The organism is Nonomuraea sp. NEAU-A123 (genome assembly GCF_018603905.1).
Classification (GTDB): domain Bacteria; phylum Actinomycetota; class Actinomycetes; order Streptosporangiales; family Streptosporangiaceae; genus Nonomuraea.
Genome location: NZ_JAHFZZ010000031.1, coordinates 56,927 through 80,122, shown reverse-complemented (window position 1 = coordinate 80,122; position 23,196 = coordinate 56,927). Strand labels below are relative to the sequence as shown.

General features: G+C 67.2%; 14 protein-coding genes, 1 pseudogene and 1 CRISPR repeat array (1 of these 16 running past the window's edge). Of the genes and pseudogenes, 3 read left to right on the top strand and 12 right to left on the bottom strand.

What is annotated here, in order from left to right; translation table 11 throughout:
* Positions 1-52 precede the first annotated feature (52 nt).
* The 12 genes and pseudogenes from pglX (KLK06_RS52335) to KLK06_RS52280 form a co-directional block, all read right to left on the bottom strand.
* A complete protein-coding gene (gene pglX, locus KLK06_RS52335) occupies positions 53-2,296 on the bottom strand; it encodes a BREX-2 system adenine-specific DNA-methyltransferase PglX (RefSeq protein WP_214643360.1) in 2,244 nt (747 codons plus the stop codon).
* Positions 2,293-3,681 carry a BREX-2 system adenine-specific DNA-methyltransferase PglX gene (pglX, locus tag KLK06_RS52330; RefSeq protein WP_214643359.1) on the bottom strand — a complete coding sequence of 463 codons (1,389 nt, stop codon included), beginning with the start codon at positions 3,679-3,681 and terminating at the stop codon, positions 2,293-2,295. The genes pglX (KLK06_RS52335) and pglX (KLK06_RS52330) overlap by 4 nt, the downstream gene beginning before the upstream one ends.
* Positions 3,678-8,327, bottom strand: a complete 4,650-nt coding sequence (pglW, locus tag KLK06_RS52325; protein ID WP_214643358.1) for a BREX system serine/threonine kinase PglW — start codon at positions 8,325-8,327, stop codon at positions 3,678-3,680. Before pglW ends, pglX (KLK06_RS52330) begins: the two co-directional genes overlap by 4 nt.
* Positions 8,328-9,260: 933 nt before the next feature.
* The gene (locus KLK06_RS62795; RefSeq protein WP_214643357.1) at positions 9,261-11,135 is read right to left on the bottom strand and encodes an NAD-dependent epimerase/dehydratase family protein; all 1,875 of its coding nucleotides are present in this window, start codon (positions 11,133-11,135) and stop codon (positions 9,261-9,263) included.
* A complete protein-coding gene (locus KLK06_RS52315) occupies positions 11,132-11,779 on the bottom strand; it encodes a histidine phosphatase family protein (protein ID WP_214643356.1) in 648 nt (215 codons plus the stop codon). Before KLK06_RS52315 ends, KLK06_RS62795 begins: the two co-directional genes overlap by 4 nt.
* Positions 11,776-12,528: a phosphotransferase gene (locus KLK06_RS52310; protein ID WP_214643355.1), complete on the bottom strand. Its 753-nt coding sequence runs from the start codon at positions 12,526-12,528 to the stop codon at positions 11,776-11,778. Before KLK06_RS52310 ends, KLK06_RS52315 begins: the two co-directional genes overlap by 4 nt.
* Positions 12,525-13,376 (bottom strand): class I SAM-dependent methyltransferase, encoded by an 852-nt coding sequence (locus tag KLK06_RS52305; RefSeq protein ID WP_214643354.1) that lies wholly within the window; start codon positions 13,374-13,376, stop codon positions 12,525-12,527. The genes KLK06_RS52310 and KLK06_RS52305 overlap by 4 nt, the downstream gene beginning before the upstream one ends.
* 34 nt (positions 13,377-13,410) lie before the next feature.
* Positions 13,411-13,923 carry a topology modulation protein gene (locus KLK06_RS52300; RefSeq protein ID WP_214643353.1) on the bottom strand — a complete coding sequence of 171 codons (513 nt, stop codon included), beginning with the start codon at positions 13,921-13,923 and terminating at the stop codon, positions 13,411-13,413.
* A 78-nt stretch (positions 13,924-14,001) separates the two neighbouring features.
* A complete protein-coding gene (locus KLK06_RS52295; RefSeq protein WP_308168865.1) occupies positions 14,002-15,069 on the bottom strand; it encodes a hypothetical protein in 1,068 nt (355 codons plus the stop codon).
* Positions 15,054-16,364: a carbamoyltransferase C-terminal domain-containing protein gene (locus KLK06_RS52290; protein WP_250907402.1), complete on the bottom strand. Its 1,311-nt coding sequence runs from the start codon at positions 16,362-16,364 to the stop codon at positions 15,054-15,056. Before KLK06_RS52290 ends, KLK06_RS52295 begins: the two co-directional genes overlap by 16 nt.
* A gap of 268 nt (positions 16,365-16,632) precedes the next feature.
* A pseudogene (locus KLK06_RS60995) lies at positions 16,633-16,767 on the bottom strand (hypothetical protein); the annotation flags it as partial.
* A 5-nt stretch (positions 16,768-16,772) separates the two neighbouring features.
* Positions 16,773-17,720, bottom strand: a complete 948-nt coding sequence (locus tag KLK06_RS52280) for a thymidylate synthase (protein WP_308168864.1) — start codon at positions 17,718-17,720, stop codon at positions 16,773-16,775.
* A gap of 199 nt (positions 17,721-17,919) precedes the next feature.
* Between KLK06_RS52280 and KLK06_RS52275 the strand changes: the two genes are divergently transcribed.
* From KLK06_RS52275 to KLK06_RS52265, 3 genes are all read left to right on the top strand, one after another.
* The gene (locus KLK06_RS52275) at positions 17,920-19,125 is read left to right on the top strand and encodes a hypothetical protein (RefSeq protein ID WP_214643350.1); all 1,206 of its coding nucleotides are present in this window, start codon (positions 17,920-17,922) and stop codon (positions 19,123-19,125) included.
* The gene (locus KLK06_RS52270; protein ID WP_214643349.1) at positions 19,125-20,048 is read left to right on the top strand and encodes a bifunctional diaminohydroxyphosphoribosylaminopyrimidine deaminase/5-amino-6-(5-phosphoribosylamino)uracil reductase; all 924 of its coding nucleotides are present in this window, start codon (positions 19,125-19,127) and stop codon (positions 20,046-20,048) included. The genes KLK06_RS52275 and KLK06_RS52270 overlap by 1 nt, the downstream gene beginning before the upstream one ends.
* Positions 20,049-20,296: 248 nt before the next feature.
* Positions 20,297-20,977: a DUF6193 family natural product biosynthesis protein gene (locus KLK06_RS52265; RefSeq protein WP_214643348.1), complete on the top strand. Its 681-nt coding sequence runs from the start codon at positions 20,297-20,299 to the stop codon at positions 20,975-20,977.
* A gap of 319 nt (positions 20,978-21,296) precedes the next feature.
* Positions 21,297-23,196: direct repeats of the CRISPR family, unit length 28 nt; unit sequence GGACCATCCCCGCGAGCGCGGGGCCGAC (it continues 619 nt past the right edge of the window).

Genomic DNA, 23,196 nt, shown 5'->3' with positions numbered 1-23,196 from the left:
ACTGTCTCGTTCTCCTTCGCTGCCGTCTGTGTCGTGTACTCGATAAATCCCACTACCTTTTCGGGGCGGTACGCCATCTGCGGGCGGACGCGGACGGCCGCCAGTCCCGCAGGTCGTCGTCGGTCAGGCCGTGCTCACCCTGAATCTGCTGCCGATAGCTCGCGAAGAAGTCGGCCGGGGAGCCGCTGTACATCGCGTCGAACTCGTGATGCCACTGATACAACCACTGCTGCAACTCCAACAGACCCGCCAGGAACGGCGTGATCTCCTCATCCGTCAAGGGATGGTTGGTGAAGTAGGTGGCCAGCGCCTGCGCCTGCTCCCGGTGGTCCCAGCCCGCCCAGCCGTAAAGATCGGGGGTGCCGGACGTGGTCAAGGAGTAGGAGATGAAGCGCTCCTTGGGCACGTCCAGCTTGCCACGCGCCCGCCAGTAGGACGGCTTCACGAAATCGGCTGAGGTGTACTTTGGCGGCACGGGGATCGAGTCCCGGATCTTCCGCTTGACAGGCTCATTCGGGGCAGCGTCCTCCTGCCGCTGCATAGCCCAGATCTGCTCCCAGTCGACGCGCCTCTTCAACCCGGATGGCTTGTAACGCAGGGTGGCGAGGAACGGCACGTGCTCGTCAGCCATCAGGTCGGCGACCACGGGTATCAGCTCCCGACGGGGGGCATAAAGGGCGGCGACCGAAACGAAGTCCTCGTCACGGGAGAGAGCGTCAACGAGCCGGGCAAGTGTGACGATGGCAGGCTGCCCGTTCTCGTCGTACCAGTGCTTACGCTTCTCAATACGCTCTAAAAGCCATGACCGCAGTGCCTTCTCCTGAAGCGCGTCCCACCCCTCGGTCGCCCAGCGGCGTTTATACTCCGGCCTCTCGATCATCCCGATTGCCCGGGACGATTCGATTACGTTGATGCGCTTCTGTACGACCTGCTTATAAGGTTCAGGCCAGCGGTCCTGGACCTCCTGGATCATCGCGAATCCGTGTCGCTTGAACCATTCATCGGAGGCCTCCCCTTTAGCCACCTTGCGAGCGAGCACGATCTCGAAGGCGCGCTCGCCGAGGGCGATTTCTGGAATGTCGGCCTCTTCCGGAGTGCGCAGATCCTCGGAGTGGAGGTTGTAAAGGGAGTAAACTTGCCAGTCCAACTCCTCCTGGAGTGCGATCATCCGGGCCCGAACCGAGTGCCACTTCGCCTTGGCTTCGCGCAGGGCAGCAGCAGTAGGGGCGGTGGCTGCGGCGACGGCGTAAGGACTGACTGCTATCTGTTCCGAGGCGAGCGAGTCAAGGGACGTGGCGAGAACGGTGGGGTGATCCGCGGGTAGAGGAAACTGCTGGAGCTTGGTGCCGGTGAACTCGTAGCGGTCAGACCAAGGGTGAATACTGACACGAGCACCAGAATCTCCCATTGGGTCGCCGCCCTTAGGATAGCTGACCATCTTAAGCCAAAAACAAGCCGTGGCACTATTGAGGAGACCAAGCAGCCAAAGGTGTGTCTCCAGCGGAACGGACTTCAGAAGCTTGATTACTGGTGCGGTCTGCTTGAAGAGGAATTTGACTCGGTCGAGAGCAAATTCATTGTGAGTTGAAACGAATGCGAATGCCAACGCCCACGAATGAGCATTCGCATCGCGTGGTAGCTGATGCCATTCCCACCAGGGTCTACCCGCTGAAAAATATGTCGCTCCAGAGAAGGTGGCACGATTTCCTAATTCGGCCCGGTATGGCCACAGCGCCTCGGATGACAGGATAGTATCAGGCATATCTATGGCGCTTCTATCCTTAGCGTATGGAAAGAACGCTCGATTCTCTGCGAGGACCATCCAAGAGCGAATATCTTCGCCCACTGCGATTGGCATCGTGAGTTCTCTAACAGGCCCCCGCCAGCACCTTCCTGGGCGGATCATCACATCGTCAGAATGTGTCATCCCCACAAAGCCGATTCGCTGACATAGGCCAGCTAGTGTTGCATGCGAGGACGCTGAGATGGTCTCTACCATCTCAAGTCCACCGGCAGCCAGAATCCACGGCTGCTTGCCGAAGTACCGTTCCCGCTCTAGGTCATCTACCGAAACCCACGGACTGACCGATCCCGGCTGATCGATCTGCTCTACGATGGCTCGCCAGACCAGCCCCTCCTCGCCGTCCTCCGGCGTGGAGGGCTCGCCCTGAACGCTTCGAACCGTCCGGACGGTCTCTGAGCGGAGTCTGCCCGTGCGCCGCGTGCCGACCAGGATGACCGTTGGCGTCCCGTGGCCAGGGATGTACGCTCCCGACGTATCGATGACCTCGGTCAACTAACCTTGTGAGCAAGAAATTCCTCAATCAGCCTGGTGCCAAACTCCCGCTTCATGAAGGAGTTTGCTGTGATCTGGCCAACCAGGCCGTAGCCGCGTCCGTCAGCGTCCCCCTGCTTGGCCAGCCCGAAGAACCGCTGGACGAACGGCACCGAAAGTGCATACGTCCCCACGCATGCGCTGTACAGCTCCCGGTACAGCTCGTTCAGCTTCTTATCCTTGACTTGGTTATACGGCGGATTCCCTACCACCACGTGGTAGCGGTCCGGCTCCAAGATGCTGAGATGTTCGTGCACGTCCTCTACGGAGTAGGCGAACTCCGCCAGCGGGTCTCGCGGCGACTCCTCGCCCAGGGTCAGTTCGAGTTGCCGTTCCTTGATGAGGGAATCGCCTACCGCAAGATGGATGGGCCAGTCGTACTTGGCGGCTTCCGCCATCGTCTGCATGCCCGCCGCTGCCATCGCGGCGATTAGGAGGCGGAACCGGGCAATCGCCACCGCGAACGGATTTACGTCCACTCCGTGAACCGAATCTAGCGCTGCCCGCACCCGCTCGTGCATGTCAGCGTCCGGCCGACGCTCGGCCCAGAGCCGTACCAGTCGCCGGAACGCACCTAACACGAAGTGGCCCGATCCGCAGGTCGGGTCGATCATCTTCAGCTTCTCGAAGCCGAACTCCCGCACCGCCGGGTCCATCGTCCGGTCGAGGATGAACTCCTCGACAAACACCGGAGTCTGGAGCAGCTTGTAAACCTCACGAGCGGTCTCGGACATGTCTTGATACAGGTCGCCCAGGAATCGGGTGTCCCAACCTCTCGTACCATAATCGTCCAAGGGGTCGGTGAAGTCGTGAATGAGCATGCCCGCAACGTTTCGCTCACGCCAGAACTCCACCAGCCTCCGTGCCCCGTCGTGCGAGAGCGGGACCTGGAAGAGCGGGTTGTGCCTCCGGTCGAACAGCAGCCGACCCGCCTGGCCCTCTCCCAGCTCCGCGAAGGCACGTTCCAGCCAGCCACGATACGTGGGGTCGGGGTCGTTCTCGACGTATGCCTCGTACCGCGCCTGTGCTAGATCTCGGCGCTCGGCTGCCGGAGCAGTCAGATAGGGCTCCGGAATCAGCCCGTTATCCTCGCAGAAGCGTACGAAGACCGTGCCCAGCACCCACGCCGCGGCAACCTGCGTGATGCGTCCCTCATATTTCTTGCCATCACCGTAAAGCCAGGTGTTCCAGGTCGTTGCCGTACGGCCCAGTTTGCGTGCCTGATCGTACTCCGCGCGCAGCCGCGTACCGACCTCCGGCAGGGCCTTGGCCTGCTCGGCGAGATCGGTCTCGACCGCCTTGACCTGCTGCTTCAGGTCGTTCAACAACGCTTTGCGGTCGATCATCTCGTTCCTTCCGACACCGTCCGGCCATTCGCGCCGGCTCGGTGCTGGTTGCTCACCCATGAGTCCGGTAGTTCAATCCATTCGCCCAGCCCCGTCTGGTACGGCACTGCGACCGTGCCCAGCCGCGGCTCGCGCCCTGGATCGCCCTGCGGGCAGAGGAGCCATAGGCCGCGCCTGCCCTGCCGGGCTGCCGCCGCGAGCCGATCGAGCACGCCCATCGCGTCGTAGCGAGCGAACACTCCGGCGTCTGTCAGCAGCACCGGGCCGGTGCCGGTCTCCAACAGCTCCTGCACGTTGAGCTCGATCCGGCCCCAGGCCGTGCGGGCGTACTCAGCGAACTTCACCGCCGCCCGCGTGCCGGGCTCGGCGACGTCTGCGCGGAGGATGGTTTCCCAGGTGGGCTTCGTGCCCGGCGGTACCAGCTCGTGCATGACCTGGAGAAACAGCTCAGTCACCGAAACCGCCTGGGCTTCGAACCTGCTGGACGCACCCGAGATCTCGGCGACGGCTGCCCGGGTCAGTCCCGCGCGCACGGTCAGTACCCGGAAGCCATCCCGCCATGTCGAGGCGGCAAGCCGTTCCTCCGTGTGAGCCGCGCTGGCGATCAGCGGGTCGTCGGCGTACCGGGTAATGCCGGTGTCAGCCGTGGTCTGCCGCCAGGCACGCACAGTGAGATAGCTGGAGGCGATGTCCAGGCGCGTGGGCAGATAACGCAGGGTCCCGGTGTCCTCCCGAGTGGACAGGGCGAGGTCGAATCCAGCGTCCCGCAGAGCCTTGGTCAGCGCTCCTCCGGCCGACAGGTCGTGCCCGCTACGGCCGTCCGTCAACTCGGGAAAGCGGGCGCGCACCCGCTCGTGAACATCGTCGGCGGTAAGGCCCGGCTGCCGTCCCTCGGGCACACCGGGGATGAGCCGTATCAGACCAGCTTGCGTGAGACGCAGAGCCCGCACCAGTGCCAGACCGCGGGGGTAGATCTCCAGTCGCGGGGTGGCGGCGGCGTTCCGAGATGCGGCAACGGCCAGCTCGACCATACGGCGCTCGTCCCACTCGATGGCGCCCGGCGGAGGTGAGATGGCCGCCAATTCGCTCAGGACGGTCGTCGCGGTCGGCAGCGTGTCGAGCTTCGCGAGGCGGTCGGCTACCTGCCCCAGGCGATGTGCGTAGTCGAGCAGGCCGGGAGCGGAGGGGGTGTCAGGGGCGTCGTTCTCGCCGACCTCCAGAGCGAGCAGGCCTGCGCCCGTCGCCTCGTCCTTGGCTTCGCGATTAGCGGTGTGCCGGAACGCGCTCTCCTCCGGGACGAGCTGCTCGACCTCCACAATGGCCCGCACGGCGGCCAGGGCTATGGCCCGTCGTTGCTCGCGACCCTGTAGGCGGGTGCCGCGCCGTATCGCCAGCGCATCAGCGATCTCAGCAGCTGAGGCGACTCGGCCAAGCTCGATCAGCAGCGAAAGGATCTCTTCACGCAGCGTCTGCACTGCCGGAAGTTTCTTCCATCGCGTCCGCTGCGTCTTCAGCATCTGCGGGATACGTCCACGGCTCAAGCCGAGGGCGTCGGAAACGTCTTTCTGCTTCGGCCAGACCCCGACGTCGGGCAGTTCGCCCCCTACATCGGGCAGGCGCAGCAGTAGCCGCACCATCTCGACCTCGTTCTGGTTCGACCTGTTCTTCTTCAGCTCTGGGACCAGCAGCGCGGCGAGGGTGTCAAGACTGACGGAGCGCAGGGCACGTTGGGGAAGGTCATCTGCGCCGCCGGTGACGGCGAAGGCGTTCACCAGGGCGGTCTCCGCGGCGCTGAGCCTGTCCAGCTCATCCTTCGCGGCGCGCCGACCCTCTGGGGTGAGCGGGGAGAGAGGCGTCTGGCGCAGCCGCTCGCCCCACTCGCGCTGACGACGCTGGATCTCGTTGCGCGTCTTGGCGCCCAGCCCAGGGGCATTGACGAGGTTACGTTGGCTGTAGTCCAGTAGTTCGCCCACCGTCGTCACGCCCAAGCCGTACAAGAACGACTCAGCGGCTAGGGTCAGGCCGGCGGCCGACAGGTGTGTTTCGCGGGTGACTTCGGCGGCGAGCCTGTCACGCTGCTGCTCTGCCGACTCTGGCTCGGCGTCGGCGATTATCGGAACGGCCTGGGCCGGGCTTGCCTGCTCGGCCGGAGCGGGCGCCGGGTGACGGGATGCCCGCGGGCCGGAAGGCGCCGTCTGCGCCATGTCTAGGAAGATCTTCTTCCAGGCGTCTCGCATCGGCTTGAGGTCTCGGAAGCGTTGCGCGGCGTCCCTGTGGAGGGCCTTCCGGAAGAACGCGACGAGACCGTCCCGGACCGCAGGGTCGAACGCGTCAGCGGCGATCGTCGGGCACTGCCACTCCTCGGGATCGGTCTGGCGGGGTGAGACCTTGCCGTCGCCCCATTTGGGCAGCTCGGCGGAGGCCATCTCGTGCAGGGTGACAGCGAGGGCGTACCGCTCGGCGTGGGCGTCGTATACCGAGCGGGTCAACGATCCGATGAACGGGTCGAGGTAGCCGTCCGTGCCGGCCTCCGTCTCCTGCACCGGGTAACCGGCCAGGGAGAAGTCGATCAGCACTAGTTCACGGGTGCGGTTGGGGCGGACGCGGATTGCGATGTTGTCCGGCTTGATGTCGCGGTGCCAGACGCCCTCGCCCTCCAGGAAATCGACCGCGCCGAACAGGTAGTCGCCGTACGCATCCAGCTGGTCAACCTGTAGTCGGCCGCGCTCGCGCAGTTGCCGCGCCACGGTCTCCTCGCGGCGGCGCGTTCCGCCCGCGGATTCCCCGTTCTCTTCTGGATCTCGCTCGTCGCCGACGTACTCCAGGACGAGAGTCGTACGGCCGCTGATGACCAGCGGCTCCGGTTCGACCAGCCGGATGATGCGGGAGTCGGCGCGGAGCCGTCCCATGACTTCGGCTTCCCGAGCCAAGACCTCGCCTCGGCTGTCGGACAGGGCAACCTTCAGCACGGAGAGTGCACGGGCACCGCGCATCGCCGGGTCCGCCTGCAAGTCGCGGACGAGAAAGGCACGGCTCGTCGAGCCGGTTCCCAGTCGGCGCCGTACCTCCCAGCGACCGGCCAGCACGTCGCCCGCGACGACCTCCAGCGGGTCTTTCTCCGGGGCCTGCGCCACCGCGTCGGTGTCGGCCGGGCCGGAGACGGGGGCGGTCAGCGCGTCCTCGACGTACTCCAGCATCTCCAGGAACTCGTCGACCGTGGCGAGCCGCTGCGCCGGTCGGTAGGCGGTCGCGGCCTGGACCAGATCGTCGATGTCCTCCGACAGGCCGTCCACGATCGCGCTGGGTCGCAGTCCCTCCCCGGCTTCCAGTCGCGCCAGCAGCTCGGCTTGGCTCGCGGCCGGGGGCCTACCTGTCACCAGCAGGTAAGCGAGGACGCCGAGCCCATACACGTCGAGGGCGATGGGGTCGGGGCTCACCGCGGTCAGCTCGGGGGCGAGGTACGCGTCCGAGTCGTCGGCCAAGTGGATCGTCGACAGAGTTGTCGGGGCGAACCTCGTCATGCCCTGCGATGGTCCGCTGCCGCTGCGTTGCGTGGCGATCTGCCAGTCGGAGATCTGCAGGTGTGGGGCGCGCCAGGCAGCCTCCTCCCCGATGGCCCTGCCCTCACGGCCACGGTCGCGGGGGACCACGTGCACGGATCGCGCGGCCAGCGCCCGGTGATGGATGCGGCTGGAGTGCGCCGAGCGCATCGTCTCGGCCAACTGCCGGACCAGGGCCATACGGCCGAGGATGTCGAGCTTGTCGCCGTGCTGAACCAGGTAGTCATCCAGGCGCAAGGTCTGGGGGTGGTACTCGAAGATCAGCGCAGGGCCGGCCGAGTGCCCTGAGGGGTCATACTGCTTCAACTGGACGACGCCGGGATGGTGGAAGCGACGGAGTACGGCCGCCTCACGTCGGGCAGCGTTCTCCACCGACGCGCGGATCGAAGCGTCCGAGCCGCGCTCACGCAGGTAAATGCGTACCCGGGCCAGCTCGGGCAGCTCGCTGTGGCGGGCCAGATAGTCAGCCCAGGTGGGGCCGGTCTCGAAGGACTTGCGCTCCAGGAGGTACGGACCGACCTTGTACTCGGCATCACTGCGGCGGATGCCCACCTGCTCCAGCGCGGCTTTGATTTCGCGGGAGTCTCTCGGGGCGATTCGCCGCCTGTCGTCTCGCGCGGGCCGCTGCAGCATTTCAACGAGCCCGTCGATCGTGTAGACGCCGTTCTGGTCGTGGGCGGGCAGGCGCACCCTGAGCGAGGAGTCGGTGAAGCAGACCGCAGCGGACACCCACACGCGCTTGCCGCACTGCCCCAGCAGTGCCGCCAATTCCTTGGCCTTCTTGTTCACCAGGTGCAGGGGGTTCCCGTGGGGGATGCAGCGGCCGTCCTTGGTGGTCTGCACCCAAGTGCCGTTCTCGGTGGTGAGGCTGCCGCGCCAGTGCTTGAGTTCGACAATGCACACGTCGCCGGGGGTGACGACGAGAAGGTCGACTTCACGCACATGCCCGGCGTGCGCAGTGAAGGTGAAGTTCGACCAGGCCCGCCAAGGCTCGGCGTCCGGCAGCTTCTCGCGGATGGCCTCCAGACCGCGGCGCTCGTGGTCGAACTCGGACTCGGTGACTGAGGTCCACCGACCTTCGAGCATGCGCTCTCTCCGCTGTCGATATTGCGCCCCGTCGGCCGCCGAACTGAAGCTGAATTCTCCGCCCAAAGGTAAAGCAACGGCAATACTACAGGCCAAATTTTTGAGATCGTCAGGGCGTTCAACCGTTTCGCCCTTAATGGGTCTGGAGGGTGAACTTAGAGGTCGTGTGTGCTCTCGGTGAACCCCTCCTGCTCAGCCCGAGCGAGCGACGCGGTCGCCGACTGTCCCATCTCAGCGAGCCACTCGCCCCTCCCCAGAAAACCAAGCTGTCCTACAAAGCTGGACGTTCATTTGAAACGGTCACATAGGCATTTACTTCGCACAAACTACGAATTAGACATGAAGTCTCCTTGTCGAGGCGTATACCTCAGCCAGCAGGCGCTTTCACCTGCAAGGTACACACGCGCTCCGCCGATCTGAACAATGATGCCAAATAGCCCAAGGAACTCACGGGTAAGCGGTAGGCAAGCAAGTTATCGCTCGTATGTTCGCTACCGCTTCATGTCATCACGCAACAGCCCTTGCATGGACGGGAAGAGGTCAGGTGGTCGCGAACTGGCTTGACCCGAGCCACCGGCGATTGTCTCGGAATCCCGTTTTGGCGTATTAATCCTTTTGTGGCCGTGGGATGCCGCTCGGACATCGGCATCTCACGGCCGCGCCGCCCGGGCTCGGGCCTATGCGGGGCGGCTGTGCCGAAGTTGGGCCAAGGCGGTTGGTGCTCAACCCCGGCGGGGGTGGTCGGGCGCGTCGGGGCGTCGTGGCCGGGGCGTCTCGGGCGGTGTAGCCGTCAGCGTTGGCGACCCTTGCTGAAAGGCACGGATCTCGGCGTCAGCGACCTTGCGGTCAAGCAGTGCGTACAGCTGGGAGGTCTCCGTGCTGGCCTGGCCGAATCGGTGGCGGACCGTTTCGATGACCACCCCGGAATTCGGCTTAGACTGCTTCCACCGCGACGGGCAAACGGCTGCGATTGGCGGTGAGCCATTCGAGCTGCGCGGTCATACCAGTGAGCAGGTCGGTCGTCGGAGACCAGCCAAGCAGCCGATGCGCCGTGGACACGTCCGCACAGGTGACCGGGACATCGCCGCTACGCGCACTGGTCGAGCGGACGGTGATGGGCTGGCCGGTGATTTGACGGGCCAGCTCGACGACATCGTTAAGGCACGTGGTGCCACTGGCTCCGACATTGATCACGCTGTTCGGCAGGTAGATGGTCCCTGCCGCGATGGTCGCGGTGATGGCGTCGTCGATGTAGGTGAAGTTGCGACGCTGCTCACCGTCGCCGTAGATCTGAACGGTCAGGCCGGTCGTGGCGGCGGTCAGGAGCCGCTGGACGAACATGTCTTCCCGTTGGCGGGGCCCGTAGACGGTGAAGTACCGCAGGGCCACGACGGTGGTGTCACAGTCGGACCGGGCAGCATGAGCGAGGCACAGTTGCTCCTCCGCGAGCTTGGTGACCGCGTACGGGGAGGCCGGCCGCGGGTGGTCGGATTCAGCGCTGGGCCGGCCGCCGGTCGCACCGTAGACGCTTGAGGACGACGCGACGACCAGGCGCGGGATGCGCAGCCTCGTGACCGCGTGCATGAGCCGCTGGGTGGCCGAGATGTTGGAGGCGACGTAGTCGTCGAAGTCGGGACCCCATGACGGCTGAACGCCCGGGACGCCGGCCAGGTGGAAGACGACGTCGGCGTCGAGTAGTAGGGGCTCGATGGCGCAGGTACGCAGGTCGCCCGTGGCGAAGATGAACCCGGAATGGTCACGGATGTCGGCCAGTTTCTGCGCGGTGCTGTGGTGCTTGGTGGGGTCGCGGCGGTCGACGCCGATGACGGTCACGCCCTGTTCGAGTAGCGCTTGGCATAGGTGTGAGCCGATGAATCCGGCTGCGCCGGTGACGACGGCCCGGCGGGGAAGCATGGTGGGTGCGTTGTTCGAGAAGGCCGAGACGGTCATGGTGGTCCTTCGCGGTCGGCGGAGATCGGTGATGAGCGTGCGGCCATGGGCGAGCAGCTCCGCGTTGCCTGCTTCGTGGCCGCGTACCAGTGAGGTGATGGCTTCCAGGGCGCCGAAGCGCTCCAAGAGTTCCTGCTCGGCGGGGTCGAGAGGGCGGCCGTAGCCGTCGAGAAACGCCGCACGAAGGTGGGGGGCGCGCTGCCAGTAGCGGTGTTCGAGGCGGCTGAAGTCGCGGATGCGGGCGTCGAGGCGGGCGTGCTCGAAGTCCATGACGCCGACCTCGCCGGTTGCCCTGACGACCCAGTTGCGCGGCTGGTAGTCCAGGTGGCACATGGCGATTTCGAGGGTCTCGGCGGCCATCTGGTCGGCCCAGGCGTGCAGGACGCGGAGGTCGGAGGGGGTGATGAGGGCGGCCAGTTGGGCGCGGGCAGCCCACCAGCGCATGCGTTCAGCCAGGTAGGCGGACACACCGGTGCTGGCGTGCGGATCGGGTGAGGCTTGGTGCAATAACCGGAGGACGCGGCCCGCGGCACGGTGGGCCTGTCGTTCGGCGAGGGAACCCTCCGGGAGCTGTGCGGCGCGCTGTCCTGGCAGGACGGTCAGCAACAGGGACAGGCTGTCGGGGTCGGCGTGGACCAAGTGCGGGGCATGTTCGCCCAGGGACGGCACCCAGGTGGCATAGGCGCGGGCTTCGGCGCGGAACCGGTCCGGGCTGTCGTGGTGCTTGAGAATGTAGCGATTGCCGTCGTCAGCGGCCAGGAGCATGAGGTGCGACGGAAGGTCGAGGCGTGGCAGCCGCATGACGGAGCCGAGATGGCGGCGGGCCATGGCTATGAGATCGTTCTCGACGGCGTTCACGAGCTGGCCAGCGCGGTCAAATGGGCGGTGTTGTTGTGGTGCAGCAGCATCCAGCGTTCGTCGTCGAATCGGTTGCGGTGAAGTTGCCAGTGGGTGATGGAGGCGTGGTCGACGGTGAAGCTGGTCATCAGGCTGGGGCGCAGGTCCAGCAGCAGGGTGTGGGTGGCGAGCACGGTTTCGCCGTGAGCGGCGAACAGGACGCGCGCCCCTTGGTGGTTGCGGATGAGGTCGGCGAGGACCTCGCCGGCGAGCTTGAGGTAGCCGTTCCACGTGTCGGAGCCCGGCGCCCATGGCTGATCCGGGCGGGCGTGTGGGCCGCCGCGGAAGGCCGTCTTCACCTCGTGCCAGGGCTTGCCGTCGGCTTCTCCGTGTACGGGGCCGTCGAGCGTGTTGCTGATGATCAGTGGCAGGTCGAGGGTGTCGGCGAGGATACGGCCGCTCTCCCAAAGCCGCTGCCGAGGCCCGCAGTACAGGTGGGTGAAGGGGTTGGCCTCATGCTCGGAGACAAGGCGGGCGGCGGTCACGGTCATCTGCTGGTGGCCGAGGTCGGTCAGCCCCGTGCAGGTACGGGGCCCGCCGACGACGCCGTCCGCGTTGCATTGAGCCTGGCCGTGCCGGACGAAGATCAGTTCGGTGACGATCACTTCAGATCCTCCGGAGTGGGGCGGACGGTCGACCATGGATGCCGGTAGCCGCCCTTGCCGAGGTAGGGCAGGGTGAGCAGGTGGTGCAGTTCCGCGTATCCGAGGAACTCGTCGATGGACACGGGTGGCAGCCCGGCGTCGGTGAGCGGCAGGTTGTAGCAGCTCAGTGCAACGGGATAGGTCTCGGGCGGGAGCGGTCCGTCGGTCATCGCGAGGGTGACCAGTAGCTTGGCCAGGTCGTAGCCGAATGGCGCCAGGGTGAGATCGTCAAGGTCCACCATGACCGGCCCGCCGCTGGTGATGAGGACGTTGCGCGGGTTGGTGTCCTTGTAGAAGGCGGCTGGCGTGGCAGGGTGCGGAGCCAGGAGCGGTTGGACGGCGGCCATCTGGCGCGCGTTGATCAACCCAGCTTCGCAACGAGTGCGAAGCGCCGCTATCCGCGGCGAGGCGAAGTCGGCCAGTTCGTGGCTCCCGGACAACGGATGCGCGTGGGTGAGCAGGGCGCGGTGCAGGTCGCTCGCCCACACGTCGGCGTGGGCCTGGCCGAGGGCGGCGGCCACCGCAGGCACGTCGGCGACCACGGCGTGACGGCCGTCGACGAAGCCCAGTTCGAGGCGAGTGGCATGCACGGCCACGAGGGGCGGCAGTTGCAGTGACTTGGCGTGTTCAGCGAGCCATGTGTGGTGGGCGACGGCCCGCTCGAGGTCGTTGCGCGTGGAGTACGGCTTGCTGAAGGTGTTGAGGGTCATGGCACGTCGCCTCGTGTGGCGATCAGGTACGTGATGGTGGAGGTGGCTACTACCGGCCCGTCCTCGATCCGGGCGCGCAACGCCGTGGCGATCGCGTCCGGATCGGCGGCCATGCTGGGCGGCAGCTCGTACTTGGGGCTGGTGGCGAGGTAGGCGGCGACGTGGTCCAAGCCGGTGAAGGCGAACCGGTGCTCCTCGTGCTCCACGCGGATGATCGCCAGGCTCGGCGCGATGAGGGTCTCCAGGTTGCCGCCGTGCGCCGTCTCGTACAGGCTCGGCCGCAGCTCCGCACGGGGGTCTATCCCGGCGGTGGCGACCAGGTGGTCGAGGGAGCGGTAGCTGTCAGCGGACTTGGTGGCCAGGATGGCGATTCCGGCCGGAGAGAGCATGCGGCCGATCTCGGAGATGACGGGACGTGGGTCGGGCGCGTGATAGAGACAGAACGCGGCCACCACCAAGGCGCAGGAGGCGTTCGCGACCGGCAGCCGGTGGAAGTCGGCCCGGACATACGTGATCGCCGTGGAAGCGTCGGCGAGCTGCGCACATCTGATCTGGGCACGGGCGGCGGCCAGCATTGCCGCTGAGGCGTCGATGGCTAGCAGCCGTCTCGGACGCAGACGCTCCGCCAGAATCCGGGTGCTGGTGCCGCGGCCACAGCCGATGTCGGCGACGACCGCCTGCCGTGGATCGGCCAGCTCGTCGGCGGCCAGGTCGGCGATGACCTCGGCGACAGGCCGTCCCTGAACCTTGGCTCGGTGCAACGCTGACGTACGAGCGGCCAGGCGGGATCCGTCCCTGTACAGATCGGACGTGACGGCCCGGTGGGTGAAAGCGTTGCCTGCCGACATCACGGGCGCCGCCCATCCATGCCGCCAGGGCGGGTCAGCGGCTGGCGGCTACCCGCTCCAGCCAGCGGCGCGTCTCGGCGCGGCCGGTGAGGAAGACCACGCGCTTGCCCGCAGCCTGCTCGTTGATCTTTGCCAACACTGTGGGCCGCATGCGTCTCCGGTAGGTGGCCACATAGGTGAGCACGCCCCAGCGGATGCGGTTGTAGACGCCGGAGGTGTGCTGGCCGGCGCCATGCCGGAGCTGGCGGGAGAAGATCCCCCGTAGCGCGACCCAGGTGGGCACGTCCATCATCACCACGGTGTCGCACGCCTCCAAACGGACGTGCAGCGAGGAGTTGTAGTTGCCGTCGATCACCCAGCGCGGGGCCGCGACCAACTCTTGCTGGGCGGCCTCGAACTTCTCGGGCGGGAGCGGGTTCCACTCGTCGTCGAAGTAGACCGCGTCCAGATGGGTGACCGGTACATCCAGCAGTCGGCCGAGTTCGCGGGCCACGTGAGACTTGCCGCTCCCACCTGACCCGACGATGGCGACTCGGTTCATCTGCATGGCGCTCCACGATAGCCGGGACGGACGTGACCAGCGGGGCAATGGCAGGCGAGTCGAGGAGGTCCCACGGGGCCGTGCTCATCGGCGTGCCCCGATCGTCTGAGGGCGGAGAGGGGCGAGTTCGGCCAGGATCTCCTGCAACGTCTGCAGTTGGCGGCTGAGCCGGAACACCTCCAGCTTGGCCAGGCAAGCCGCGATCAGGTCGGCGTGCTCGGTGGTTCCGGCGATGGACCACAGCCGATGCACCGCGGTGACCACCTCGGCTCCGTCATTGACGATCAGCTCGTCGGGGACGAACCGCTCTGCGTGGGCGATCGTGGCGGGCGCGAGTGGCAGGCATCCGGCCAGCACCGCCTCGAAGATCCGCTGGGTCATCTGGCCCACGGCGGCATATCGGTCTGGCAGCAGCAGAACCGTGGCCAGGCTCTCGCCGTACATACGGGACACCTCGCGGAACGGAACCCTGCCGACGAAGGTGACGTGGGGCCACCGGCAGGTGTCGCGCCATTTGCCGGCCACCCAGTGCGGCAGGCGGGCCGCTGCGGGCGCAAAGTAGCGGTGGAACGCCTCGTCGCGGTCGTACTGGTTGCCGATGTAACTCAGTGGGAACGGCCGAGCCTGAGCGGCGAGCGCTACCGGGTCTGCCGCATCCAGAAGGGCGTCGTCCAGCGGGAACAGCAGCGAGCGGGCGCCCGCCGAGGGGGTCATCGCGGCTTCGCACACCACGACGTCCCTGTGGCTGCGCAACGGGTCGCTCGGCGGGAGCTGGCGGTCCTTGTCCCAGATGATCGTGGGCAGGCCGAGCCCGTGGGTGTAGTGGCCGAGGAGTTCGGCTTGCCGATGCAGGTCGCAGGTGTGCCCCTGGGCGCCGCAGGCGGTGGTGTTGCGACCGGGGATCGGCCAGCGCCATTCGGTGAATAGCACGTCGACGTCGGGCAGGCCCGAGTCGAACCGGTAGGGGGCGGCGATGTGGTCCCCGGCTTCGGCCAGGTCACGGTTCGGCTGAAGGAATACCACTTGATGGCCTGCGGCCTGGATGGCGTCGATGAGCGGGCGGCGGTGGCTGCGCCCGCCGTCCGGGGTGTCGGTGATGCCCGACCCTAGAAAGCCCCAGAAGCTGTAGCCGATCTTCATGATGTGATCCACCGGCCTTCCAGTAGCAGGGCGTCTAGGCCGCTGTTGGCCAGGCAGTCCAGCGCCATGGCCGGAGTGCCGCAGATCGGGCGGCCTTTGACGTTGAGGGAGGTGTTGATCAGGACCGGGACGCCGGTATGGCGGGCGAACGCGGTCAGCACGGCGTGCATGAACGGGTTGCCGTCCTTGGTGACGGTCTGCACGCGTGCGGTGTCGTTGGCGTGCACGACGGCGGGGATCTGCTCGCGGGCCAGCTCGGTCACGCCGGATGCCATCGACATGAACGGCGCCTCCTGGCCGAGGGTGAAGTAGTCGGCGGCGCGCTCGGCCGTCACCATGGGCGCGAACGGGCGGAACGGCTCTCGGAACTTCACCGTGTCGTTGAGCCGCGCGACGACGCCTGCCCACAGCGGGGAAGCCAGGATGGAGCGGTTGCCTAGCGCCCGGGGGCCTGCCTCGACACGCCCCTGGAACAGGCCGACGATCTGACCGTCGGCGAGTTGTTCCGCCAGGAACTCGGCGGCGTCGCCGCAGAGCTGATGCGCCGTCAGGCCCTGCCAGGCTGCGAGGTCAAGCGGATGGTCGGGGAAGGCGGGGCCGAGGTAACACGCGCCCGCGATGCCGGCCAGAGGGCTCGCGCTTCCTGCCAGGTGTACGGCGGCGGCTGCGCCGATCGCAGTACCGGCGTCGCCCGGAGCAGGCGGCAGGAACACCTCCGCGAAAAGCCCCGACTCGATGATTTTGCCGACGGACACGCAGTTGGTGGCGACGCCTCCGCCGAGACACAACCGCTTCATCCCGGTACGCGTCCTGGCCAGGCAGGCCAGATACAGCATCACCTGCTCCGTACGCTCCTGGAGCGCGGCGGCCAGGTCCCGATGGGCCTCGGCGATCGGCGCGTCTGGAGCTCGACGTGGGCAGGTCTCAGCGGTGAAGCGGGGAGTCAGGCGGGTGTAGGACGACGAGAGCACTCTGGGCGCGAAATAGTCCGGGTTCAGGGCGAACCCGGACTCGGTGATCGGGATCGCGTGAGCGAAGAGGGTACGGAAGCGAGCCGGGTCGCCCAGGGCGGCCAGAGCCATCACGGTGCCCTCCTCGTCACCGCGCCGCCAGCCCAGGTGCTCGGTGACCGCGCCGTAGGCGTAGCCGAGTGAGGCCGGGTCGGTCAGCGCGTGAAGGGGGTGCAACACCGGTCGGCCCGGCTCGGGCTGGCGTCCGATCGCGAGGGTGGTGGTCTGGGCCTCGCCGAGGCTGTCCACGACCAGGACGGCCGCGCTCTCCCACCCGGATGCGGCGAAGGCGTACATCTGGTGAGTTCGATGGTGCAGCAGTGGGTGGATACGAGCGTGTGGAAACCGGCGGCTCAACCCCCGGGCTCGACGAACGGACCGCAGCCCGACCTTGGCGAAGCTGGCCGCGCATCAAGGCACGCCCACGGGTCGCGGGGTCCGTGAGCATGCCGAGAGCCGTCGGAACGACCCGCAGATAGTGGAGACCGTGAAAGTTGTAGGCGACCGCGTTCACCTGGTCCGCAGTGACGCCCGCCTCGCTCAGCAGCCAGGCGACCGCGTGCTCGGGATAGGCGCGAGTGTGCTTGGCCCCGGACAGACGCTCTTCCTCGACGAACCCGATCAACTCGCCGTCGACCAAGAGGGTCGCGGCCGAGTCGTGCGTGTAGGAGCACAGGCCCAATACGACATATGGCGGCATCGCAATCACCGCGCCAACGGCGCGGATTCGCCCCGGCTCTGCAGGGCCGCGTACCAGGCACGAAGCCCTTCGCCGAGCGGGCCACCGATGCCCTCAGCGCTGCGTACGGCGACTTCACGGTGGCCACGCTTCCATTGCTGATAGCTGGCCAGGACCGCCGCCATGGTGTCCCATCCGGAGTGGTGGACCCGCCGGCCTGACCGAACATCGGCCAGCAGGGCGTCGAACCCCTCCCAAGGTGTCTCCAGGGAGGGGAGCTTCCCGGACGCCGTATCCGGCTGAAGGACGGCGACCGCCTTGTCCAGGTCGCGCTCGTACAAGTGGAGGGAGTCGACATGGTGGTGGTAGTCGCCCAGCTCGGCACCCAGCCAACCGGCCATCAGCTCGTGCAGGGTGGTGGCGGCGAAGATGTCGTAGGGCAGGCCGGTCCACAGGTCCTGGCTGCGCATGGTGGTGGCCATGTGCAGGCGGCCCTGACGTAGATGAAAGCGGTAGCCCAGCGTGCAGGGCACGTCCCGATGCCCGCCGGCGTCGCGGGCGGGGTCGTATAGCTGGATGACCGCCCGTCGGGAATCGGGGTCGCCCTGGAGAGTGGCGAGCGCATGGGCGAGCTGGTCGACGTGGCCGTCCCAGCAGCGCATTCGCGGCCCGTAGGCGCCTCGTAAAATGCCGTCGTCCTCCGCGTACTGCCGGAGTTGACTGTTGAACTCGTAGATCCAGGGCGCATCGGATCCGGACAGAATCCAGACGGTCTCGGCGACGGCGAAGGCGGTGTTCAAGACGCGGCCAGGAGGAGCGTAGAGCAGCCGCGCGCGAGGGTCACCGAGCAGCAGGCGCACGTCGAGTAGCTCACGCGTGTCCATGCCGCGCGGGCTGACCTTCTCCCCGTCGATGGTCAGTCTCACCGCACTGGCGAACAGCTCGGTAATCGTGCCACCGGAAATGGTCGTCACTGATGTCCCCTTCTTGGGCAGGTGTCGGGCGATAAGGAGTCCCCGAACCGAGCAGCCTGGCCGGAACGTGACTCCGGTGCCGGACAGGCACAGATCCATCACAGCCTGGTGAGAGACCATGGCGGGAGGGGAGACTGGGGGAAGCACGAGGAAGGCTTTCCGCCCCCTTCCCTCCCTCTTCGCGGTGAGGTGCATACGGATGGATGATCAGGTGACGCCCGAGTGGGCTATACGGCTCCGCCAGGCCAGGCTGGACCGGCTCCTCAGCCAGAAGGGCCTGGTACGGCGCATGCGCCAGGCCGCCGGGGACGACATGCCGCTCGCGCAGACCGCGAGCCTATGCCGGAACATCCGCTACTGGGAGGCCGGCACCTACAAGCCCAACGCCATCGACCGCATGCTGCTCTGCAAGGCCCTCGACATGAACGAGCCGGAGCTGTTCGGCGGCCAGACCCCGAAGACCGCGACGCCGCTTCGACGCGACGCACGGGCCTCGATACCCGCCGGGAAGCAGTTCGGCGACGTTCTGGATCACCTACGCGAGCAGTGGCACCTGCTGGTGCAGCGCGACAACCTGCTGGGCCCCCGGCACACGATCCCGGCGGTCTGCGAGCAGATCACCGTCCTTGAGGAACTGCTCGTCCCCGCCCGCGGAAGCGACCGCGTCGAGGTGCTCCGGTTGGCGACTCGATATGCCGAATCAGCGGCGTGGCTGCATGAGGACGCCGGAGACATGGAGCAGGCCGAACGCTGGACCGACCGGGCGGCCACCTGGGCCTACGAAATCGGCGATGACCAAATGATCTCGTGGACCATGTTCCGGGGCAGCCAGCAGGCAATGAGCGGCCGACGAGCCGGTGACGTACTCGGCCTGGCCACCTCCGCGCTCCGGCAGACTGACCTGCCCGCGCCCATGCAAGCGGCGATCATCCAGCAACAAGCCCAAGGACACGCACTCGACGGCGAGGAACGCCCCTGCCAGCGGAAGCTGGACCAGGCGCACGCGCTGGCCGCCTCGGTGCACGATGACGGCGACGCCCGAGGAGGACACGGGTCGTTCTGTACGCCCGCCTACGTCGAGATCCAGCGCGCCCGCTGCTGGCTGGAGCTGAAGCAGCCCGCCCGCGCGGTCGCCACCTACGAGAGCGCCCTACCTGCCTTGCCTGCGGTTTACCGACGAGACCGCGGAATGGCCCTGGCCGGTATGGCTGCGGCCTATGCCGGCCAGGGGGAGCCCGAACACGCCGCCACCACCGCCGGTGAAGCTCTCGACATCGCTCGGGCCGCCGGTTCGGTAAGGATTATCAACGTCCTGGCCTCGGTCGAGCGCTCGTTGAGCGTCCATCGCCGGCTGCCGTCCGTGGCCGCGTTCCGGCTGGCCCTGGCTGACGCGGTGGCCAACTGATGGCCTCCAGTCTTGAACTCCAGGCCATGCGGCGGGCCATCGCCCTGTCCGCCCATGGACTCGGCTCCACGAGCCCCAACCCGCCAGTCGGCTGCGTAATCCTTGACTCCACCGGCCAGCCGATCGGCGAGGGCTACCACGCCCGCAAGGGCGAAGCCCACGCCGAGGGGAATGCTCTGCTGGCCGCCGGCCCCGCGGCAAAGGGCGGGACAGCTGTGGTGACCCTGGAGCCCTGCAACCACGCTGGGCACGCACCTGCCTGCCGCCGGCTCCTGATCGATGCTGGGATCGCCCGCGTAGTCATCGCCCTGACTGATCCCACCTCCAGAGGGGAGGGCGGGGTGAAGGAACTACGGAAGGCCGGCGTGAGCGTGGAGACCGACGTGCTCGCCGGGGAGGCGATGCTCGTGCTCGGCCCATGGCGAGCCGCGCTAGCCCTGAGCCGCCCCGTCCTCACCTGGGTCTACGCCGAGACCTCCGAAGGACGGACGGGCGCCCTCAAGAACGTCCCGCCGGCGCGCGACCTGCTCCTCACCGCCGATGCCGTCCTGGACGCCGATGGCCGCTTGGATGAGGCAACCCCGCGCAGCCATGGATCGGGCATGATCCGTCTTCCGGCCGACCCCCTTCTACTCGAACACCGGGAACTGCTGAGGACGCTCCACTCGGGCGGAGTACGCCACCTACTGCTCGACGGCGGAGCGGACCTGGTCGCGACTTTTCTGGCAGACGATCTCGTGGACCATGTCGTCGCCTACCTTCCGGATCCGGGCCCGTCCTCTCAGCCACGACTCACCGGCCAGGAACTGATGGTGCCGGATGGCTTCTGGCTCACGGGAGTCAGCCGCATCCCGCGTTACGTGAAGGTCAGCGCAATTAGGATGGACCGAATGGGGCAAGTTCGCTCCACGCCGTTCGCCTAGCCAGATCTGTCGTCTGCTGTTGATTTTCACTGCCCATATCATGAGACACCGCCCTGACCTTGTGCTCTGCCGCAAGTCTCGCCGCATGGTGGGATTGATCAATTTCAATGGGATGGCGGATTTATCGGTTGGAGCGTCAGACTGCGGCGGTGACTTCCAACATTTCTCGCCCTGTCCGACGAGAGCCTTCACCTGCAGACCCTTGTCTCTATCCAGACCTGGCGTCTGCGGGCAGTCTCGTCGCAGCGGTGGAATTGGTAGCTGCCACCCTCGGACTCTCTCTGGGCAAAGTTCTTCAAAGCGACTCGGATCCACTGCGGTGGGCAGGCATCGCGAGCACGACTGCCGGCCGCGAGCCCTACTCAATAAACATTGGCTCCGTTGAGCGGTGGTTCATCATCGAGGCTTGGTGCCAAGGGGTCCGGCTCATCTCAGGATCGACACCGGACCTGGCGGAGATAGCCCGCGGAACGGACGCGTGGCGCAATGGCGCAAGACTCTGCGAGATCCAGCGAGAGGCCCCTTTCATCCAGGTCAGCGAACTGGCCAAAGCCCATGAGCGCGGTCCCGCCGATGCGGTCACCGTAAAGTGGCGCCTGCTTCGTGAGAGCGTCCAGGAAAGCCCGATTCAAGGAGTGCTCCCCTTGGTCGAGGCCGCATACGCTGAACCGAAGCTTCGCCAGCTGTATCCGTTCACGAGCCACTGGTCCCTTCACTTCACCACCTGTACCGGCTATCCGTTCTCGTGGGATGCGCCGTTCGTTGATCCAATGGGAGACGGCCGATACCGGGTCTGCGGGCCCTCGCGCGGGATCGTCATCGGCGAAGCCGACACGGCGGAAGAGGCCATCGCCATGGTTGTGGGCGGACTTCCGGCGGACTCCGGTCCAGCATTCGCCGACACCGCCAATGATCTTCAGAGGTCATAGAGCGGCAATGTGCAGATCGCGGCACCATCTTCGCGAGCTCGGGGCCGATCGCTACCACGAGGCGTACTGCACCCTTGACCAGGGACCATCCCCGCGAGCGCGGGGCCGACTCACACAGCGCCATCCGACTACCGGCCAGCAGGGGACCATCCCCGCGAGCGCGGGGCCGACCTGAACGGCGAGAGTGGTGCCGCCGTCCTCCAGGGACCATCCCCGCGAGCGCGGGGCCGACTGCTCCGCCGACGTCGAGCCCTTCGAGGATCAAGGACCATCCGACAGGCGGTGGGCTGATATGGGCGCTACAGACATCGGACCATCCCCGCGAGCGCGGGGCCGACGGCAGCGGGGCCGAGCTGCGCGTGAGGCACGCCGGACCATCCCCGCGAGCGCGGGGCCGACCGCGCTGTCACCACCGACCGTACGACGCGCATGGGACCATCCCCGCGAGCGCGAGGTTGACAGGTCGAGCAGCGGGTTCGACCCGGGATAGAGGGGATCATCCCAGCGGGCGCGGGGCCGACCTCATGAGCGTCATCTCACGCACAGGAGTCGCAGGACCTTCCCCGCGAGCGCGGGGCCGACAAACGGGCGCGGTCCTCGGGGGTCGCGCCGAACGGACCATCCCCGCGAGCGCGGGGCCGACTCGGAAAGTAGAGCCAGGCAGAACGTCAGCATGGGACCTTCCCCGCGAGCGCGGGGCCGACGACGAAATACGAGTCACCGGGCACCGACAGGTGGGACCATCCCCGCGAGCGCGGGGCCGCCGTACCAGCACGGCCGGGGCAGAGTGAGCCCGAGGGACCATCCCCGCGAGCGCGGGGCCGACGCACATTTTTTCGTGCCTGAAACGAGATGATCAGGACCATCCCCGCGAGCGCGGGGCCGACGCCGACTGGTCCGAGATCAGCAACCGCATCCGGGGACCATCCCCACGAGCGCGGGGCCGACTTCTCGCCCGAGCTGCCCGCGGTCTACATCGTCGGACCATCCCCGCGAGCGCGGGGCCGACTTGCACGCTGGGCAAGGGCAAGATGCACTGACGGGACCATCCCTGCGAGCGCAGGGCCGACGCGGTCCTCAGGTCCACGATCGGCGGGAGCGGCGGGACTATCCCCGCGAGCGCGGGGCCGACCTGCCTCCCGCACCCCAGCCTCGCATCCCCGTCGGACCATCCCCGCGAGCGCGGGGCCGACACCATGCCGAGCTCCATGTCGCGACGCTGATGCGGACCATCCCCGCGAGCGCGGGGCCGACAGCGGTTCAAGGGGACGCTGTGACGTCTGCCTGGGACCATCCCCGCGAGCGCGGGGCCGACTCAAAGATGGCTTGAAGCTGGACAGGCCAGAGGGGACCATCCCCGCGAGCGCGGGGCCGACTGCGCGATCGGCTCCTCCAACAACTACACCTCGGGACCATCCCCGCGAGCGCGGGGCCGACGTGGCGTGGGACTCGATCGCGCGGGCCCAGTGGGGACCATCCCCGCGAGCGCGGGGCCGACCAGGGGTTCACGGTGGAGCAGGCTGCGGGCCGAGGACCATCCCCGCGAGCGCGGGGCCGACGTCCCCCTGGGGGTGCGGTCCTGGCTGGGGCGGGGACCATCCCCGCGAGTGCGGGACCGACCACCTGCGCCTCGCCTACGGCGGGAAGATCCGAGGACCATCCCCGCGAGCGCAGGGCCGACGCGTCCAGGTTGGGCACGCACCCGTAGCCCGTGGGTCCATCCCCGCGAGCGCGGGGCCGACCATGCGGCTCTCCGAGCCGCTGTTCGCCTGGAAGGACCATCCCCGCGAGCGCGCGGGGCCGACATCGAACCACACGAAATGGCTACTCGCAGGTACCGATCACCCCCGCGAGCGCGGGGCCGACTTGGACACCCAGACCGTCTACGAGAACGACACCGGACCATCCCCGCGCGTGCGGGGCCGACGAAGCGGGCGCACCCCATCGACGGGAGCGCCTAGGACCATCCCCTCGCGTGCGGGGCCGACCAAGTCGGCAATCTGCGTGGCTCGGTGAACGAGGGACCATCCCCGCGAGTGCGGGGCCGACGGACCGGCCTCGATCACCTGCTGCAGCAGCGACGGACCATCCCCGCGCGTGCGGGGGCCGACTTCTGGGCGGACTTGACGTCGTCCTGGGCGTCCGGACCATCCCCGCGAGCGCGGGGCCGACGACAAATGGGCGATACTGTTCATCATCGTCGCAGGACCATCCCCGCG

Excerpts from the sequence above, each read along its gene's own strand:
- pglX (WP_214643359.1), bottom strand. The coding sequence starts at position 3,681 with ATGATCGACCGCAAAGCGTTGTTGAACGACCTGAAGCAGCAGGTCAAG.
- pglW (WP_214643358.1), bottom strand. The coding sequence starts at position 8,327 with ATGCTCGAAGGTCGGTGGACCTCAGTCACCGAGTCCGAGTTCGACCAC.
- KLK06_RS52310 (WP_214643355.1), bottom strand. The coding sequence starts at position 12,528 with ATGACCCTCAACACCTTCAGCAAGCCGTACTCCACGCGCAACGACCTC.
- KLK06_RS52305 (WP_214643354.1), bottom strand. The coding sequence starts at position 13,376 with ATGTCGGCAGGCAACGCTTTCACCCACCGGGCCGTCACGTCCGATCTG.
- KLK06_RS52300 (WP_214643353.1), bottom strand. The coding sequence starts at position 13,923 with ATGCAGATGAACCGAGTCGCCATCGTCGGGTCAGGTGGGAGCGGCAAG.
- KLK06_RS52290 (WP_250907402.1), bottom strand. The coding sequence starts at position 16,364 with ATGTACGCCTTCGCCGCATCCGGGTGGGAGAGCGCGGCCGTCCTGGTC.
- KLK06_RS52275 (WP_214643350.1), top strand. The coding sequence starts at position 17,920 with ATGGATGATCAGGTGACGCCCGAGTGGGCTATACGGCTCCGCCAGGCC.
- KLK06_RS52270 (WP_214643349.1), top strand. The coding sequence starts at position 19,125 with ATGGCCTCCAGTCTTGAACTCCAGGCCATGCGGCGGGCCATCGCCCTG.